At 43.9% G+C, this 17,214-nt stretch carries 14 protein-coding genes and 1 pseudogene; 3 read left to right on the top strand and 12 right to left on the bottom strand.

Annotated features, from left to right (window positions below; all coding sequences use genetic code 11):
* Positions 1–81 precede the first annotated feature (81 nt).
* A complete protein-coding gene (locus LOZ80_RS11895) occupies positions 82–849 on the top strand; it encodes an IclR family transcriptional regulator (RefSeq protein ID WP_238171635.1) in 768 nt (255 codons plus the stop codon).
* A 105-nt stretch (positions 850–954) separates the two neighbouring features.
* Here the strand turns inward: LOZ80_RS11895 and LOZ80_RS11890 are convergent, their stop codons facing one another.
* From LOZ80_RS11890 to LOZ80_RS11860, 7 genes and pseudogenes are all read right to left on the bottom strand, one after another.
* The gene (locus tag LOZ80_RS11890; RefSeq protein ID WP_283214754.1) at positions 955–1,386 is read right to left on the bottom strand and encodes a GNAT family N-acetyltransferase; all 432 of its coding nucleotides are present in this window, start codon (positions 1,384–1,386) and stop codon (positions 955–957) included.
* A gap of 324 nt (positions 1,387–1,710) precedes the next feature.
* Positions 1,711–2,199 carry an imm68 putative immunity domain-containing protein gene (locus LOZ80_RS11885; protein WP_238171634.1) on the bottom strand — a complete coding sequence of 163 codons (489 nt, stop codon included), beginning with the start codon at positions 2,197–2,199 and terminating at the stop codon, positions 1,711–1,713.
* A 20-nt stretch (positions 2,200–2,219) separates the two neighbouring features.
* Complete coding sequence (locus LOZ80_RS11880) at positions 2,220–2,969, bottom strand: Imm51 family immunity protein (RefSeq protein ID WP_238171633.1); 750 nt, start codon at positions 2,967–2,969, stop codon at positions 2,220–2,222.
* A gap of 70 nt (positions 2,970–3,039) precedes the next feature.
* Entirely contained in the window at positions 3,040–3,738 is a 699-nt protein-coding gene (locus tag LOZ80_RS39475; RefSeq protein WP_443147021.1) for a DUF5713 family protein, read from the bottom strand.
* 176 nt (positions 3,739–3,914) lie between these two features.
* A pseudogene (locus LOZ80_RS11870) lies at positions 3,915–4,071 on the bottom strand (phosphotransferase); the annotation flags it as partial.
* 782 nt (positions 4,072–4,853) lie between these two features.
* The gene (locus LOZ80_RS11865) at positions 4,854–7,133 is read right to left on the bottom strand and encodes a PQQ-dependent sugar dehydrogenase (protein WP_238171632.1); all 2,280 of its coding nucleotides are present in this window, start codon (positions 7,131–7,133) and stop codon (positions 4,854–4,856) included.
* A complete protein-coding gene (locus tag LOZ80_RS11860; RefSeq protein ID WP_238171631.1) occupies positions 7,130–9,718 on the bottom strand; it encodes a metallophosphoesterase in 2,589 nt (862 codons plus the stop codon). Before LOZ80_RS11860 ends, LOZ80_RS11865 begins: the two co-directional genes overlap by 4 nt.
* A 229-nt stretch (positions 9,719–9,947) precedes the next feature.
* Here LOZ80_RS11860 and LOZ80_RS11855 point away from each other — a divergent pair, with 229 nt between their 5' ends.
* Entirely contained in the window at positions 9,948–10,805 is an 858-nt protein-coding gene (locus tag LOZ80_RS11855; protein WP_238171630.1) for an AraC family transcriptional regulator, read from the top strand.
* Positions 10,806–11,243: 438 nt separating this feature from the next.
* Here the strand turns inward: LOZ80_RS11855 and LOZ80_RS11850 are convergent, their stop codons facing one another.
* The 4 genes from LOZ80_RS11850 to LOZ80_RS11835 form a co-directional block, all read right to left on the bottom strand.
* Complete coding sequence (locus tag LOZ80_RS11850) at positions 11,244–12,011, bottom strand: AAA family ATPase (protein WP_238171629.1); 768 nt, start codon at positions 12,009–12,011, stop codon at positions 11,244–11,246.
* 131 nt (positions 12,012–12,142) lie between these two features.
* Positions 12,143–13,030 carry a fructose bisphosphate aldolase gene (locus LOZ80_RS11845; RefSeq protein ID WP_238171628.1) on the bottom strand — a complete coding sequence of 296 codons (888 nt, stop codon included), beginning with the start codon at positions 13,028–13,030 and terminating at the stop codon, positions 12,143–12,145.
* A 261-nt stretch (positions 13,031–13,291) separates the two neighbouring features.
* Positions 13,292–14,047 carry a YheC/YheD family protein gene (locus LOZ80_RS11840; RefSeq protein WP_238171627.1) on the bottom strand — a complete coding sequence of 252 codons (756 nt, stop codon included), beginning with the start codon at positions 14,045–14,047 and terminating at the stop codon, positions 13,292–13,294.
* Between the two features lie 37 nt (positions 14,048–14,084).
* Positions 14,085–14,993 (bottom strand): CapA family protein, encoded by a 909-nt coding sequence (locus tag LOZ80_RS11835; RefSeq protein WP_238171626.1) that lies wholly within the window; start codon positions 14,991–14,993, stop codon positions 14,085–14,087.
* Between the two features lie 322 nt (positions 14,994–15,315).
* Between LOZ80_RS11835 and LOZ80_RS11830 the strand changes: the two genes are divergently transcribed.
* Positions 15,316–15,726: a DoxX family protein gene (locus tag LOZ80_RS11830; protein WP_238171625.1), complete on the top strand. Its 411-nt coding sequence runs from the start codon at positions 15,316–15,318 to the stop codon at positions 15,724–15,726.
* 108 nt (positions 15,727–15,834) lie between these two features.
* Here the strand turns inward: LOZ80_RS11830 and LOZ80_RS11825 are convergent, their stop codons facing one another.
* Positions 15,835–17,199, bottom strand: coding sequence for a hypothetical protein (locus LOZ80_RS11825; RefSeq protein ID WP_238171624.1), 1,365 nt, complete (start codon positions 17,197–17,199; stop codon positions 15,835–15,837).
* Positions 17,200–17,214: the final 15 nt, after the last annotated feature.

Below are 17,214 nucleotides of genomic sequence, written 5' to 3'. Positions count from 1 at the left end.
ACTATAATTGTAAAGTAAAAGTCATAGTTCAACATACTGAATGCTATTTTTACTAACCACTATTACTTTAGGAGGTATCCCATGGCAAAAGGAACCAAAGAATACACTGTACCCGCTTTGGAAAAATCAATTCAGATTCTGAATAGTCTTGCTAACGAAGAGCTGTCCATTGGTGATCTGCACTCTAGGTTAAATCTTCCTAAAACCACTACATTCGTCATTCTGAATACGTTGGAACAATTTGATATCATTTGCAAAACGCCCAACGGCAAATATCGTCTTGCCCACGGTGTGCTGCGTTGGGGAAATAGCTACTTGAATTCCATGGATATGGTCCAGATCGCCCGGCCTCATTTGGAACGTTTAGTACACGAAACACCCTATACTTCCCATTTGGCAGTATTGATTAATAACAACCCGATCTATTGCGATAAAGTCGAGGGCAATGGTTTCGTTCGTTTTGCTACATCCATTGGACAAAGCCAGCCCCTGTTTCAATCGAGCGTAGGCAAAGCCCTTGTCTCTGGCATGTCTAATGAGGAAATTAAAAAGATGCTTCCTGAAGAGGGGAGTCAGCTTTCAGATAAAAATGAACGAAGTCTCGATAAGTTTTTGGAGGATGTTGAATTTGTTCGCGAGTACGGATTCTCTATTGAGGATGAAGAATTCGAAGAAGGGGTTCGCTGTATTGGTGCACCCATCCGCAATTTCACAGGGAAAGTGATCGCTTCAATGAGCATAACTGCACTGAGCAAGGATTTGCCTGCGGTCAAGTTCATGAAAATCGGTGAACAAGTAAAAGCTACCGCTTTATTGATCTCTCAAGACTTGGGTTATATTTTCAATTAATCGTCACGAACGAAATCTGCTTTTTGTTTAAGAAGTTCCTCACTATTACCATGGCAATGCAATTTGGCTTTTATTTTGAGATACTTTTGAGTAATCATCGATTACTCAAAAATTCTTTACGAATCTCACTCCAGTATCTTCATATCCAAGCTCTTTATAGAATTTATGCGCTTCATTAATTCTTTTATTTCCTGTTACTAACCAAGTGCCCTTACATTGATTTTGAAATGCCAGGTCCTCCGCATATTTCATTAATATTCTACCTACTCCTTTTCTTTTTGCTTCATTGTCAACAACAATTACTGAAATCTCACCGTATCTTGCTATGTCTTCTATATTCTCTCGAATTCTAAATCCTAATGTACCCATTATTTGATCTTCTTCATATACATATAAAGAATCAAACGGACTTTGAGCTACAAAATCTATTCTGTCTTTCATGATATCCTCGGTGATTTCTCTATTTAGAAGTTGTGTCATTAACCGGCTCAATGCTAAACAATCCTTAGATGTAGCCTCTCTTATTCTATATTTCAATTTAAGCTCTCCTTAGGTTCTGAAGAATATCCCTGCATACTTTCCTTTGTACTCAATATACATGAAATTTTATACACTGTCAGCCGAAAAAACGGTACTCATCACGAACCGCTATGCACTTCTGACTTCGTATAATAAATTACATTAAATGTAAAGAGTAGATCAACTGTCATATGTACAACCATCGAGCCAAAAGGAACATAACTGCCTAATTGTCAAGGCCATCAAGGTTATTTTCGATGTGACTGACCCCAATAAAAGAAACAGCGGCAGCCATGGACGAGACAATAAAGTCCTAGACTACCCCTGTTTTATTGGGCCAACTTATAACAGCTCATCTGCGATCATTTTTGCTTTTTCCGCAAGCTCCCTCATATCATCGGTCGGAACAAGCTCGGCTAGATCGTAGGACAGCGGATTACGGGAAAACTTATTCAATTCATCCCGAAGCAAGTTTCTATTTTCTTCAGAGGCATCGATATAAAGTTTGCACGGCTGCCTAGCCTCATCCAAATCATGCAAATCGACATAGCCTGATTTAAGACTCTCCAATACAATGGCTGAAAGATCGATTAGAACACCGCAGGCAATATCAAGTTCTACCCGAAACATGGCGGTAGCGCTTTTCCTATCAAATCCAATATTCCCGCCGTTTCGCAAGTCTCCCTCAGAAAGCAAAATATCGAAACCCAAGTCCTTTAAAATCTGATTGAGCGTCACATTCTTTGAGTCCAATTGTTCCAAATAGTCTATTAATGCCAGCGAATCATCGGAACCGCCAATTAGATCTCCCCACCATTGGCTTATGTACATGTTCATCTCCACTTTCTCAATCAATCTAATTCAGCTCGTGAAAATAAGTCTTTTATTAGTGCGTCATCTTCACATGCTTCCTGAAAGGCGATTGCAAAACTGAGTATTCCTTCTCTATTGTCCGAATAAGCAGCGAACATATCGGCTTCAGGGTCAAATCGTACGATGTCAACTAAATGTGGCATTTTTTCTTCAAGAAACACGGCTGCTAATGAACCCCAATCATAGCCATTGCCCTCAAATCCTTCTTCGGCTCGTGTTTGAAAAATATCATGCTTATATTTACCAACACTTAAAATCACTGATATGCTTCCATTATTATGCGAAACTAGCCCAAATGGGTTTATTTTTTCATTAACTTCTAACAAACCCTCATCGTGTTCAACGTTAGCTATAGGAATGATTTCATTTCCTGCTCTACCAGCGGCGTTGCGGCTCATTTCTAGAAACCTCCTGCCATGTGCATCTTCAGGGTCTAGTGCTACAGCTTGTTCAAAAGCAACGATCGCTTCCTTATACTGTTTAAGGTAATAATAAGCATATCCTAACCGGTAATGCCAAAGAGGGTCGTGCTCGCCTTGTTTTTGCACAGATAAAAAATATTTGATAGCTTCAGCATAATTTTCTTGATTATTCAATGCTCTTGCCAAATGGCAAACTAAGTCATAGTCCCTGTCGGCCTCGGGTATTTCCATGATTTTGTTAATGATTTTCTTATACTGGTTCTTGTTATGCCAAAGCGTGAGCTGTTCCATTAGATCCTTATCCATCTTTTTATTCTCTCCTCAGTGTTATTCAACACTTTCAATTTTCGAAAGATAAAACTCTCTGTTTTGCAAACTACCAATCACGTTCACGAATGGCTACTTCTGTATCTATTTCGATACCAAAAAAGGCTAAAATATCTTCAACAGTTTGTGCAATTGATTCTCTCGCAACTGTTTCAATTTCGCTATCATTTTCGTCAAACTCTTCGGCCATATCATTGATTGCATGGATGGCGAAATCAAGCTTAGATTGAATTTCTTCGATATCTTGATTTCCTTGTTCCAAAAATTCAACAACTTTAACTAGTTCAGCTTTGATTTTATCCACAAGGAAATTAGGGTAATATGTATCATTATACATATCCTTTAAGTATTCAAATGACACAATATTTGCTGCAGCTTCAACGGGAACTTCACTTGCGTCAACTTTACGTCGGCTCCAATCTAATAATGTCAAAGTATCTCTATCTTCTGAATCTAGCTTATTTGTAATTTCAAATTCTCTTAATGCTTCCTCATATTGTTCAAGATAAAAGTAGGAGTAGCCCACGCGAAAATGCCAAAGCGGGTCTTCCTCACCTAGTTTTGCAATAGTCAAAAGCAGCTGAAGTGCTTCATCGTAACGTTCCAGATTATTCATAGCTCTTGCCAATAAACTGACCGTATCATAATCTCTGTCTGATTGGGGAATTTCCATAATTCTATCAACTATTTTTTCATGTTCATCTTCTTGATGCCAAACAATGAGTTGTGCGAAAGTGTCCTTTTCCATGACCTGCCTCTTTTCGTTTGTAAGATAGTAACACTTCCTATTCTACAGAAGTATAAATATTCCTTTTCTTAACCAATACAATCCTCCCGTTAGCGGAGTCAAGAGCTACCACGGCGGCAGCTCTTCAGACTATCCAATCCTTCAATGCTCCAAACTCCATATCCATGGTCAGCACCCACGACGTCTTGAACTACTACTGTAAAGCCTGCTTGAAAGTAGGCATCGCGGACTGTGCGGCAAGCCGATATCGTAGACGTAATCCCCCCGCAAATGAACCGGGTTTTCTAACCGTTCGGAAAGCAACTGTGCTACCGTTGATTTACCTCTCGCCATTATTCTGGTAAGTAAAAAATGCTAGAACGTTCTGCCAACATGGAGTCATTGCTTCATTATTGGCAGAATGAGCTCTTTTAGCCCAGCTATTGCTCAGAGATAAGGAAACGTCAATCCGCGATACTAGCGAAATGTGTCATGATAGCGATCCAAAGGGAACTACAGTACGCTATCATTCTGAAAATCGCTATATTCGGCTTCAAAGGGAACTACGATCCGCTATGTCACCATTTCCCGGTTGAAATCAGTAGATTCCGCTGAAATAGCGGATCTCAGTTCCCTTTCATGCTACTTCTACCCCAGTTTCCGCCATATAGAGGATCATAGTTCCTTTTCACACAACGCTCTCTATCATTGCAATGCTCAAAGGGAACTCGGATTCGCTAGATTGCGCACTATATCATAAGCGTACCCCCTTTATTTTGACATCCACAGCAGCTTTCTTAGCTTCAGCGTTTTTTGGTCTCAAAGGCCATCTATCTAATGAACTGTACGATGCTTATAGAGCAGAAAATGGCTACATTGGAGATTTAAAGAACGGAGTTGGCGCTATCCGCCACTTTATTGGCCGAGTGGTGATCTTTTGCTTGAAATAGCGAATCTAGCATTCATTAGATTTTCAGAATAAGCGATTTGGGTCGAATAAAGGGTAATGAGTTCGTTAATAGGCTTGGGGTTGCAACTGGGTTCATTGACTGGGTGACCTAGCCGCATGCGAAATGCAAACAGCGCGTGCCGATTGAACATTGGCACGCGCTGACTGCATAGTTTTATTTCATCTGTTAAAAGTTGGGTACCAGTCGAATCAGTTTATCCGGAGTGCCGTCACCGTTTTTATCGCCATTGTTGCTGGTAACGAAGTAAAGCGAACCGTCCGGCGCTTCGACAATGTCGCGGATGCGGCCGTATTTATTTACATACAAATAATTGAGATTATTGCTGTCGACCGTCGGTTTGCCATTCTGCTGTCCGATCACCATGCGAATGATCTGTTTGCCTTTTAAATTGGCGACAAGCAGATTGCCTGCCCATGGCCCTTTGGTTACAAAAGTGATACCAGAGGGCGCCCAGGTTGTGCCATTGGCATAAATAAGCGGAGGTGTAATGCCTGAGTGATTCTGATCATCGCCCTCATATTTAGGCCAACCATAATTGTTGCCAGGCTCAATGAAGTTGATCTCATCATGGGAGGCCTCGCCATGCTCTGATTCAAATAGACGGTTCGTTCCGGGCTGCCAGGCTAATCCTTGAGGATTCCGGTGTCCCCTGCTGTAGATTGGAGATGAGGCACCAAACGGATTGTCGCTTGGAATCGTACCATCCAAATTTAGGCGGAACGTTTTTCCTCCAAGGAAAGTGAGTGTGTCGTCTTTGTTACCGTAGTTGCCGTCACTGAAATACAGTTTCTTGTCTGGTCCAATTTTCAAACGTCCGCCGTTGTGGTAGACCGCACCTGGAAGATTAGTAATAAGAACCTTGTCAAGTGTAGCAGTGTTGTTATTTTCTATAAGGCGGACGACCCGATTAGCTACTTTATTGTCGGAGGTTTTGTAAGAATGGTAGATATACATGTAATGATTAGTAGCAAAATCGGGATCGAGCGCCAGTCCCAGTAAGCCGCCTTCGCTTTTAGGCATGTAATAGAAAGGCGAGCCCAAAGTAAGGACTGGGCTTGATTTCAATTGCCCGTTCACAACAACGCGAATTCTGCCGCTGTTGCGTTCCGTGAAGAAAATTCGTCCATCCGGTGCAAAAGCAATAGCCCATGGCGTTTCCAGATTGCTTGCGACAACTTCTGGCGTATAAGGATCGGAAGAGGCAGGGTTAGTTTTGACAGACAACGCTTTGCTTGCCACGGAAATATTTCCTGCTAGATCCCTTGCTTTTACAGTGAAACTATATGTGGTATTTGCTGTGAGACCTGTCACATTGAAGGATGCAGCAGGCGTGCTGCCAGCTAATATGCCATTGGTATATATGTCGTACTCATAGACGCTTACATTGTCTGTTGAAGCCGTCCAGCTCAAATTGACAGACGAGGAGGTTTTGTTTGAGCTTGCAAGATCTGTTGGAGCAGTCGGGCTCTCTGTATCGGTTTGATTGGTCGTTTTCACCGTTAGAGGCTTACTGGCATTGGAAATATTCCCTACAGCATCCTTGGCTTTCACAGTAATATTATAAGTGGTGTTCGGCGTCAGGCCAGTGAAGGTATAGGAAGTGTCCGTTACATTCGCTTGTGTCAATACATTGTCTTTGAACAAGTCATAACCCTTCACGCCAACATCGTCCAGCGATGCGGTCCAGGATATGTTAGCCGTTGTATTTGTTACTCGGTTTGCCTGCAAGTTAGTTGGTTCGGTTGGGGGGAAGACATCGCCAGTTGCGTTTACTTTTACTTTGTCAAAAGTGGCCGTGCTTAACTTTGAAGCATCATGGCTGGTGACAGCTAATCCAACATACAACGAGGCACTCATGTTTAAAGTCAAGTTGCCCAAATCGCCCCAGTTCAAACCGTTGTTGGATACATATCCTTTGATAACGCTGCCTTTGCGTTCCAGCTTTACCCAGGCTGGGCTCGTCGAAGCAATTTTCACGCTTTGGGAAGTTCCGCCTGTTTCCGTCCGGTACTGAAAAGTGAATCCGTTGGTAGGAGTCAATAGTAAATCGACATGCTTGGAATCAGCTTTGAGCGTTTCCCTTATCATGATGCCCGCTTTGGCGAAATCGTTCGAGTTTGTTTGAGAAGAGACAAGAGCAATAATGGCGCCGTCTCCAGTCCAAGGCTGATACACATAATTGAACTGATCCGATTTACCCCAAATGTCCGTGCCTGCGCCGCTTGCGGTAAATTGGTCAGCATCCGGATCGTAAGTAGCGGTGCCCGTCATGGCTGGCGAACCAATATTTTGTTGCTTCCATGGATTCGGTACAGCTCCTGCCGCAGTTTCTGCCACAACCTCTGCCTGGGCGAAGCCTGAAGTTGGCAATAAACTGAGTAGCAAACAAATGCTGAGACTTAACGCCATCATTTTGCTTCGTGTAATCATCGCTAAACCCGTCATTGCAATCCGACCTCCACTGCTGGTGAATTATTTCTTGTTCCTACTGCCTTAATAACAAAATTGTAGGATTTGGCAGGGTCTATCCCATTTAACGTATAGCTATAGCTCGTCTGTCCGTTTACAGCCGGTACATATAGGCTCCAATTAGTGCTCACTTTATCGTTCTTCTCATATATCCGGTAGCCTCTTACTGGCTCAATACTATTTGCAGGTGCTTTCCACGTGAGGAGCGCTCGGTTAGAGGACTGCTTTACCGCACTTGGGCTTTCGACTTTGCCCGGTTTGCCATCCGTTCGTTTAATACTGTAAGCATCATAGACGGCGAGGGGTTTGTCTTTAACTGCTGTATAGGAAGTAAACTTGAGCACATCGCTTGTCAGTGAAACATCCACGAACATTTTCTTGCCTGGTTGAGCATTTTTAGCAGCGAAAAACGTATCTGCGTTAGGATTCAAGTCATAGAATTTGGAAGCTGCTGAATTGCCCATCAAATAAACGCTTCCCTTGGGATTCAGCACATTTCCCTGCTCATCGGTAATGACATTCTTAATCGGAACGTTGTTTAGCATTTGGTAAGATCTCATATACATGTGATCGTGCCCCTCAAATACCATATCCACACCCAGTTCATCAAACAAAGGGATCAAGTATTTCCGGTAAAATTTAACCCGATCGCTTTCTGCCGATGCATTATCCCCTGAAGAGTAAGCCCCCTTATGCATAGAAACAAATTTCCACTTCTTGTCAGTCTTCGCCACTTGATTGCGCATCCACTCCAATTGCTTCGTGAACTGAGCATCCACTTTGGGAGGACTTACCTCCCCTTCATATTGGGAATCGAATTGCATAAAGAGGGCATCGCCATATTCAAAAGAGTACACTGCCCCCTCGTGAGCACCCGTTCCTACATCTTTTGGCAGATTAAAATGGTTATAGAAGTTATTATTCGGATAATCTTCTACCTCGTGATTGCCGAGAACCGGTGCAAATGGCACATTCGCAAATTCCTGCTTCGGTACGCCTAAGAACCACTGCCACTGTTGTTCCAGATCACCGTCGTCTATTAAATCTCCTGTTAGAAGAACAAACTTGGGATCAACTGTTTTCTCAATGGCTCTCTTGAAGGTATCCTGCCACAATTCGAAATTCGATTTGTCTGAGCCTTGCGAATCTGTTACGTAGAAGAAATGGAAATCCTGATTATCCATCTTGTCGGTAGTAAATGATCCTTCGCTCCAACCGTCCGCATCACCGTTCCCCGCCCGGTAGTTATACTTGGTTCCAGGCTTGAGACCGCTCGCGATAACCTTGTGGCTGGCAAATTTATTATACTTCTTGGTGCTTCTGTCTCCTGCTGTCATTAAGGTCTCTATCACTGTCGAGCTGCCTTCATAAGAAGTGGCCAGTTGTTCCGGAAACTCATTTCCACCAACCTTGGAGGCTTCGACCACTTGTACGACTGTACCTCTAACTGTTTCAGCCGTGTACCAGTCAAATGCAATACTTGTCTTAGGGTCTCCGTTAAAAGTCATGTTCAGCAACGTCGGTGTTTTATTGCCAGTGTCCGGAGATTTCGTCTTGAAGCTCCAGATAATATCACTCTCCGGATTCAGGCCATCCTGATCTCCTTTAACGAGCCCTTTGGGAATAGTCACCTTGTAAGTTTTAGCGGCAGTAAAGCTTGGGTGACTGATTTTCACCGTGTCTGGGCCGAGTAGCGAGGCCGAAATAGTGCCAAGAGGCACATTGTTTTCTGTAATTATAGCTTGATAAGCGCTATCGAGTTTAATTGCTTTGTTGAATCTCACCGAAATCTCAGCATTAGTAGCTACATCCTTAGCCCCTGAAGCAGGAATTTTGCTTAACTCCAATGTGGGAGAATTACCGGGATCACCACTTCGTTTTCCAGTAACGACGACATCTTTGATCCTGCTAGAGCCAGAGCTCGACACTTTTCCTCCACTCACACTTGTTGTCGAGTTTACGAGCCAGCGAATATAGAGATTACCTTGATTGCTCGCACCTACAGGTAAGGAGAGATTCGTTAATTTGCAGGAATTGTTGGAACAATTATAATTATTTTGGGCTAGAACAAGGCCTCCGCCTGTGATATCGATCCATGACTGCTGATCCGTGCTGTATTGCGCCTTAAAATCCTTGGGGCCTGTGCTTGAGGATGTTTGCTGTGAAGAGAGGTTGATGTTCTCGAAGCCTTTGGTTGAAAGCGTAGCAAGCCAGTATTTGGTGCCTGCACCGTCCTGCCAGCCCTGATTACGTATGCTGTTCTCACCGGACTCATAGGTGTATGCATCCGTATTCGAACCTACACTACGAATGGTGGATGCTGCCTGATTTACCCCTCCGGTAGCCGGAAACACCCCGTTCTTGCCGCTATCTTTGAAAATCCATTGGGCAATCGTTTCCTGAGCTGCTGCCTTGCTTGCCAAATCTTTTTCGAGATCCCCATTGTTTGCAGCAGCAACGCCAGCCATATCGATTGCAAGCAGCAAACATACAACAATGGAGCTAATAAACTTGGAAAGTTTGTTTTTTGAATAAGTTGGATTATTATGCATGCGGTCCATCACCCTTCTCTCCCTTTACTCAGCAATTTTTACAATTAGACACATTAAACCTACTTTCCAAACATGATGAGCATGGTTCCCTCCTTTCTTCCAGAACTTGGTAAGTACAGTTAAAGTTTATATCAGGGAGTCGGTATAAACCGCACATATCTTCTTGTAAGTATTCATTTTTATACATATATTGCTATAACCTGACGATTAAGACTACAATCCATATAGGAGGTGTTGTATGAAGCCAGTATTTTATGAGTCTGATCTTCTTGAGATAAGCCGTAAGAAACAGGTATACACCAGCATGCCTTCACGGCATTATCATGATGCATATGAGATTTTATATTTAATATCTGGGGATTTTTATTATTTTATTGGCGATAGAACCTATCAGGTTGCGGGCGGAACGCTGCTGTTTATGGGAATCAACGAAATCCATAGACTAGTTAACTCAGGCAACAATACGTATGAACGAGTTACATTGCTATTCAAGAAAGAATTTCTACAAGATTACTGCACCAGTGAACAGCGTGAGGATTTGCTCGAACTATTCGAAAGTGATTGTCGCTCATTGAAGATGACCGGGAAGGAACAATATTTCATCGAGGATCTTTTTCAGAAGATGATTTATGAGGGGAAGATGCGGGCTCGCGGTTATGAACAATACCAGCAACTATTATTGATGGAATTGCTCCTCTATCTTAATCGTAAAATATTTAACAATCATGACACTTCATTGGCTGAGTCCAATCGAACTCCCAAAAATGTGCTTAACATCGTTAATTATATTAACCAGAATTATATGGAATCCCTTACCCTTCGCGAAATTTCAGAGCAATTTGACATAAGCCCCTCCTACCTCTGCCGAACTTTTAAAGACGCAACCGGTTTCACTTTCATTGAATACATCAACAACATACGAATAAAAAAAGCACGAGAACTACTCGTTGGCTCCTTGTATAATGTTACTGAAATTGCGGGGATGGTCGGCTATGATAATACTTCCCATTTTGGACGAACCTTTAAACTATTGATGGGCATTTCACCGCTCAGCTTTCGCAAACAAATTAAGGTGCAGCCTCCGTTTGAGAAATGACAAGAAATGGTTCGGATAAAATAAAACATCCGCAATTTCTGCGGATGTTTATCAGTCTACGACGCAACACTTGTATAGCACATTCCCCGTGGGTATCAAACAGTATGTATGAACCACTGGTTTCATTTGGCGGAACCTAGTTTCCTTTGGGCTTTGCAATGACAAGAGCGTCGTGTGAAAAGGAACTATGATCCTTTATTTATCGGGAAATGGGGTAATCGTAGCCAGAAAGGGAACTGAGATCCGCTATTTAAGCGGAACCTGCTGATTCCTACCGGGAAATGGTGACATAGCGGATCATAGTTCCCTTTGAAGCGAAATTTAGTGGTTTTTAGAATTATAGCGTACTGTAGTTCCCTCAAACTCGCTACCCTGACACATTCTGCTTTAAACGCGGCTTGACGCTCCCTTAACTCCATTCACACACATGAAGTTCTTTCATTCGTCTTTTGAATGATTTTCAAATAACTGCTTGAGCATGTTGTCTTTGTTATTTAGAAACTGCCTCATAATCATGTAATGATCGGTTTCCTCCAAAGACCTGACTTCAATCCCATCTGGATTTAGATTATAGATAACCGAGTCCGGATATGCCATAAGGATTGGGGAGTGCGTTGAAATGATAAATTGTGAGTTTTGTTGAACTAGATCATGAATTCGAGCAAGCATCGCCATTTGACGGAGCGGGGACAATGCAGCCTCTGGCTCATCCAAAATATATAATCCTTTGCCTCCAAAACGATTGATGAATGTTGAAAAAAAAGACTCACCATGTGACTGCTCATGTAAGGACTTTCCGCCGTAAGAATCTTTAATTGGACGGCCATAAGAAAATTGACTATCGAGATCATCAATATGTGTAGCAAGATTGTAGTAACTTTCAGCTCTAAAAAAGAAACCATCTTTGGGTCGATGAGGACCTTTTATCAATTTAATAAATTCATACAAGTTAGAATGAGTAGATCGAGTCGAAAATGAAAAGTTTATAGACCCACCCTCAGCGTTAAACCCCCACGCTACTGCGATTGATTCCATTAGTGTTGATTTTCCCATGCCATTTTCACCAACTATATAAGTTACCTTGGGGTGGAAATCAAGTTTATCGAGACTTTTAATTACCCCTAGATGAAATGGATAGTGATTATAGGAGGAGACACTCTGTCTCTTCAACTGAATCTGCCTTAAAAAGGATTCATGAGATTTCATATCCTGACACTCCATTTTTTAGTGGTACTTTTACAGAAAACAATCAAAGCGACGAAAAGCGCTGCCGCGAAAGAATGCACCTCTAGCACAAAAAAGCCCGCTCGCAATCACGGGCTCCGCTATCGCCTCCATTAGGAGATCGACGCTTCGTATATGGACCGAATGGAACGGCTCAGTATCTCGTTGAACTGCTCATCCGACTGTTGATCAGACAAACCTTCAGCCAAGGCGCGGGAGAAGCTGGCGATCAAGCCGTGATTTCGGGCTAGCCGTTCGTTGGCTTCTTCCCGGTCATACCCGCCGGACAGTGCGACGACCCGAGCCACGTGTGGTTCGTCCATCAAATCACGGTAGAAATCGTCCTCGGTTGGGATCGAGAGCTTCAGCATAACGCTCACATCGGGCGCAAAAGCAGACAATTGCTTGAAGATTTCGTCCTTCAAGATCCGTTCCGCTTCTCTTTTGTCGAGGCTGTTAATATCGACTTCGGGCTCGATGATGGGGACAAGTCCTGCGGACCAAATTTGCTTGCCGAGCTCGAACTGCTGTTCCACTACCTTGCGAATCCCTTCCGGATTCGCCTCGTGGATGACCGAACGCATCTTAGTTCCGAAGATGTTGCGCTCGACCGCCCGCTGGAGCAAGTCGTCCAGATCCGGAATCGGCTTTAGCAGCTGCACGCCGCTGTCGGATTCTGCCAGCCCCTTGTCAACCTTCAAAAAAGGTACGATACCTTTCTTCTCCCACAAGTAGTCGCTCGTAAACAACCCATCGATCTTCCGATCCATAGTGTTCTCGAACAGTATGGACCCCAGGATGTATGTCGCGTCAAACGCAGGGCTCTTGATGATGCGCGATCTCATTTCATGCACCAGCGCAAACATCTCCTCGTCGCCAGAATAGCGGCTCGGCTCGATGCCGTATTGCTGGAGCGCCTTCGGTGTACTCCCTCCGCTTTGGTCTAACGCTGCGATGAACCCTTGACCAGTGCGAATCTGTTCCATCTGCTTCATATTCATGTACCTAATTCCTCCTTTAAAAGCTTCTTTCATTCATTGTACACCAAATCGGTCAACATTGGAAAAAGTGTCGAATTGTCTTCCTGTCCGTTAGCACACACTTTGAGAATGGTTGAAGTCTGATGTAGCTAACTATGTATTTTTACATACTGTAAAATAACCTTTTGTTCAAATTCCCTGTGCCCTTCCTTCTTCTATTTAAACCACCATAAGGTGGTTTAAATAGAAGAACAAAATGCAGGGTTACTTCCATCCACGCAATTATTTGAATCTTTCGTAACGCTGGATTTTGCGAAACATCCGCTTATCGGAAAGGGCATTAAAAATGTATTTATCTGGCCGTGTATTGACCTCTATGATCCAAGGCTTCATCTCTTTATCAATGCCTATATCCACCCCATACGACTTGAAATTCGGAAAAATTCCACTCATATGTCTGCTGATCCTAACGCCTAGCGTCTTAAGGGACTCCACATAGGAGAGCTGTTCCTTTTTAGTCATAAAAGGCGAAAGCAGCTTTTCCACTGGCATCGGCCTACCCCCGCTATGATAGTTGGTCACGACCTTATTAGGCAAGGCTACTCGTCCCACGATTCCGGTTACCACCCACTTACGCTGCTGGTTTCTCTGCACCATAATACGCAGATCAAACGGAAGTCCCTGATAGCGGAGTAAGGGTATGCCCTTCTGCACCAGGTAAGCTTTCTTCCTTTTTGCTTTCTGGAAAGCGACGTACGTTCCCTTAAAGGTTGTGAATGAACGGAACCGCGTGCCGTTCTCCAACCGATACCGGGCCTCCGTGCGAGACAACTTAAAAATGCCATAGCCTCCGGTGCCATTACTCGGCTTTAGATAGACGACTCGATATTTCCCCAACATCCTTTCCACATTTGCTTCGGTTGCAAGTATTGTTGGTGGCAGATTACGAGTTAGTTCCTCATTAGTTAATAACGCCTTGTATTTGCCCAACTTGTTATTCCAGTAAACCATGCCTTCACCCCAAGTATCAGTATTCATAAGAAGCGTTCTCAAGCTTTCGTCGATATCCGTTCTATTAATCCGGCACAACCCGATAAACGTTTTTCTTCCCTACATTTTGCAAAATGCGGGTTGGTACTCTTGAAATTTTCGCCACATCCGTTATCCCTTTTGCATTTTTCGTTACGGTTAATATCAAGATGGTTCCTCGCAGTCTAGCGGTATGACGGGGAAGTTCGGTAGATACGAAATTTCCTAGAGAAGACGCCGCCACCCGATTTCTAGTGAGTCCGTCGATGTCCTTCACCTTAGACATTCTTATCGGATGCAGCACATGGGGATGCGCTCCAAGTACGACATTCACCCCGTTATTAAACAACACCTGAATGAGCTTGATTTGGTTACGGTCGGGATAAGTTCGAAATTCTTTCCCGAAATGTAGGCAGGCGATGATAAAATCTGTTCTACGCTTCAAGCTGCGTACGTCGGCTATTATTTTTTTGGGATTTAGCCGGTTGACTAACCACGGCTCCGGGACTGGGATGCCGTTCGTTCCTTTCGTATAAGCCAATATTCCGATTTTTATTCCCTTTACGTTAACAATCAGTTTCCGGTGGGCTTCCTGGGCGGAGCGATACGTGCCCGTATGTCGTAAACCTTGTCGATCGAGGACGTTTAATGTCCGCCTCAAACCGGATAGTTTCCCATCCATACAATGGTTATTGGCTGTTCCTAATACATTGAAACCCAAGTTCCGGAGCGCAGCAGCGAAATTGTCCGGGGAGTTGAACAAAAGTTTTCCGGGCTCTTCGCGGAAATTTTTGCCGGAGAAGGTCGTCTCCAGATTACCTATCGTTAAATCGGATTTCCGCAAATAGGGTTTCACTTTTGAGAAAATGGGCGCGAATCCGCCTTCCCTTGCGGCCGAGGCAATCATCTGCTTTTTCATCAACAAATCCCCAACTGCTGCGATTGTGATTTTCATCTATTCAGCCACTCCTTTCATCCTTACACCTTATGCGATAGTAAAGAGAAATGCCTGTAAGTTGGGCACCTTCGTTACGGCTAGCAGAAAAAAGCCCATGCCTGGATCGGCTTGAGCTTTCGCATTCCAAACTAAATATTCCTTGACAGGAATATACCTATAAAGGTATATTCAACTCAGAAGAGATTAGACACAATCATGCTTATATCGCAGGAATTACAACAGAAGGAAGTGAAGAGTGTTAAGCAGTAATCCTGCAGGAAAGTATAATCAAAAGGCACTGAAAAAAATGGTTGATATAACTTAAGGAGGATGAAATGCAATGAAAAAAATTATAATTCCTTACTGGATTTTAACTGTGCTAGTTGTGTTATTTATGGGCGTGGGTGCGGTTACTGATACGATAAAAGCAACTGATGCGGTTAAAATTTTCGAACACTTGGGTTATCCTGATTACCTTCTTCCCTTTCTTGGAATCGCCAAGATATTAGGGGTCATAGCAATCCTTATCCCCGGCTTTCCACGAATCAAGGAATGGGCATATGCCGGTTTGCTCTTTGATTTAGCCGGTGCGACGTATTCAACCATCGCTGTGGACCGCGTTTCGACTGGATTTAGTTTTCTGCCTGGTTATATTATGATCGCAGGTTCCTATGTTTATTATCATAAAAGACAGAAATTAGGCTTGTTGAATCAAACGAATCAAGTAAAGCAACCAGAACGCGCTCTTTAAGCGTTTAAATACCAATACACGTTAGCTTGCAAAAAAACAGCGGCAGGTCCAAGACGAGGCTTTCTCGTCTTGGACCTGCCGCTGTTCTGGCATCCACATCGGAAGCAATCAGGTCTGCGGGTGATTAGCCGCCTGATTGTTGATGAATGTGTTCATATTCTCCGACTTGATGCCTTCGGCATCCAGCAGTTTTTTTATCCGCTGCAGATGCAGATCACCGAGTCCGTACAATAGATAACCATCACTCTTAGCTTTCTTAATATGCTGGAACATGGAGAAATCACGGGCTTTCTCCGCCTTCATGATTTCTGACCCCTCCACGTCATAATCCACCTTGGCAACATGCCAATTATCGGCAAATGCCTTTTTGTCGGCTGCAGATGCACGCGCTTGCTCCTGCTGAATCTTCGCCGTGGCATAACTCGTCAATTCCTGCACGAACGTAGTAAACAGCGCGCTGCTGCCAGCAGTCTGCATCGCCTCAGTCAAAGGTGCGGCTGACATAGTATCGCCTTCAAGGCTAGTTGCTGTATTATTCCACAAATCTTCCTGGGCGGTGTACGCCCGATAGAGGCCCGAATCTTCATCCGCACTTGCGGCAAATCGGATGGCGATCCTCAATAATTTTTTCTCCGCTTCCGACCCTATAATCTGATAATCATATCTGACTTTAATACCTTGCAAGCCTCTGATGATTTTGGGATAAAAGCTTTCAGCATAGTGCGATTTAGCCCCAGGGTTGGATCCGACGCCACCAAACTTCGCATCGCCGATTGCATCACTCTGACGCATGGTTGCTTTTAGTTCTGGATTGTCAGCAGCTTCAGCAGGATGTTCTGTATATCCTTCATACATGAACTTATCAGTTCCCACAGCCTTGACAACATCATGCAGTGTGGTGGCCGTATGCTTTTCCCCGATAACCGTCAACTCATCCGGAATACGAATCCATGTATTCGTCTTCTCGACGTAGCCGATTTTCTCAGTCGTATTTGCAGCATATTGTGACATCTCATCCTTGCTGTTAAAATAACGTGACTTGTCATCCCCCATCATCGTTTTCACGTTCCGCTCGCCCGCGCCTTCGCTGCCGCGGCCGGATTTGGTTTTGTTTCTGTAGCCGCCGAATAGCGTCTTTTTAATATACACCTTGCGCTGAATATCGGCTTTAGTGGCCGTAGGCGCTGCTTGAATTGTTCCGGAAGCCCCAAGCGGCTCTGCAGGCTTCTCGTCAGGCTTGGTCGCAGCCGAATTCTGTTTAAACAGCTCGGCGACCGAGTGATTGCCGATTGTGCGCTGCAGATGCATGATCTGTGCCGAGCTCATCGCTTGTGGGTGCTGCGTTGCACGCTGAAGGGCAGCACCAGACAAGCGTCCTGCTGATACGTTTTCATGCGTATTCAATAAACCGGAGGCGGAGGAAGTAGGAACATTATGCTGAACAGTCTTGCCCGATTGTGAGTGTGTTTGCATCAATATGCCTCCTCC

Source organism: Paenibacillus sp. HWE-109, from assembly GCF_022163125.1.
GTDB lineage: Bacteria > Bacillota > Bacilli > Paenibacillales > NBRC-103111 > Paenibacillus_E.
The sequence above is the reverse complement of the archived record's forward strand: the minus strand, read 5'-3'. Positions and strand labels throughout refer to the sequence as shown.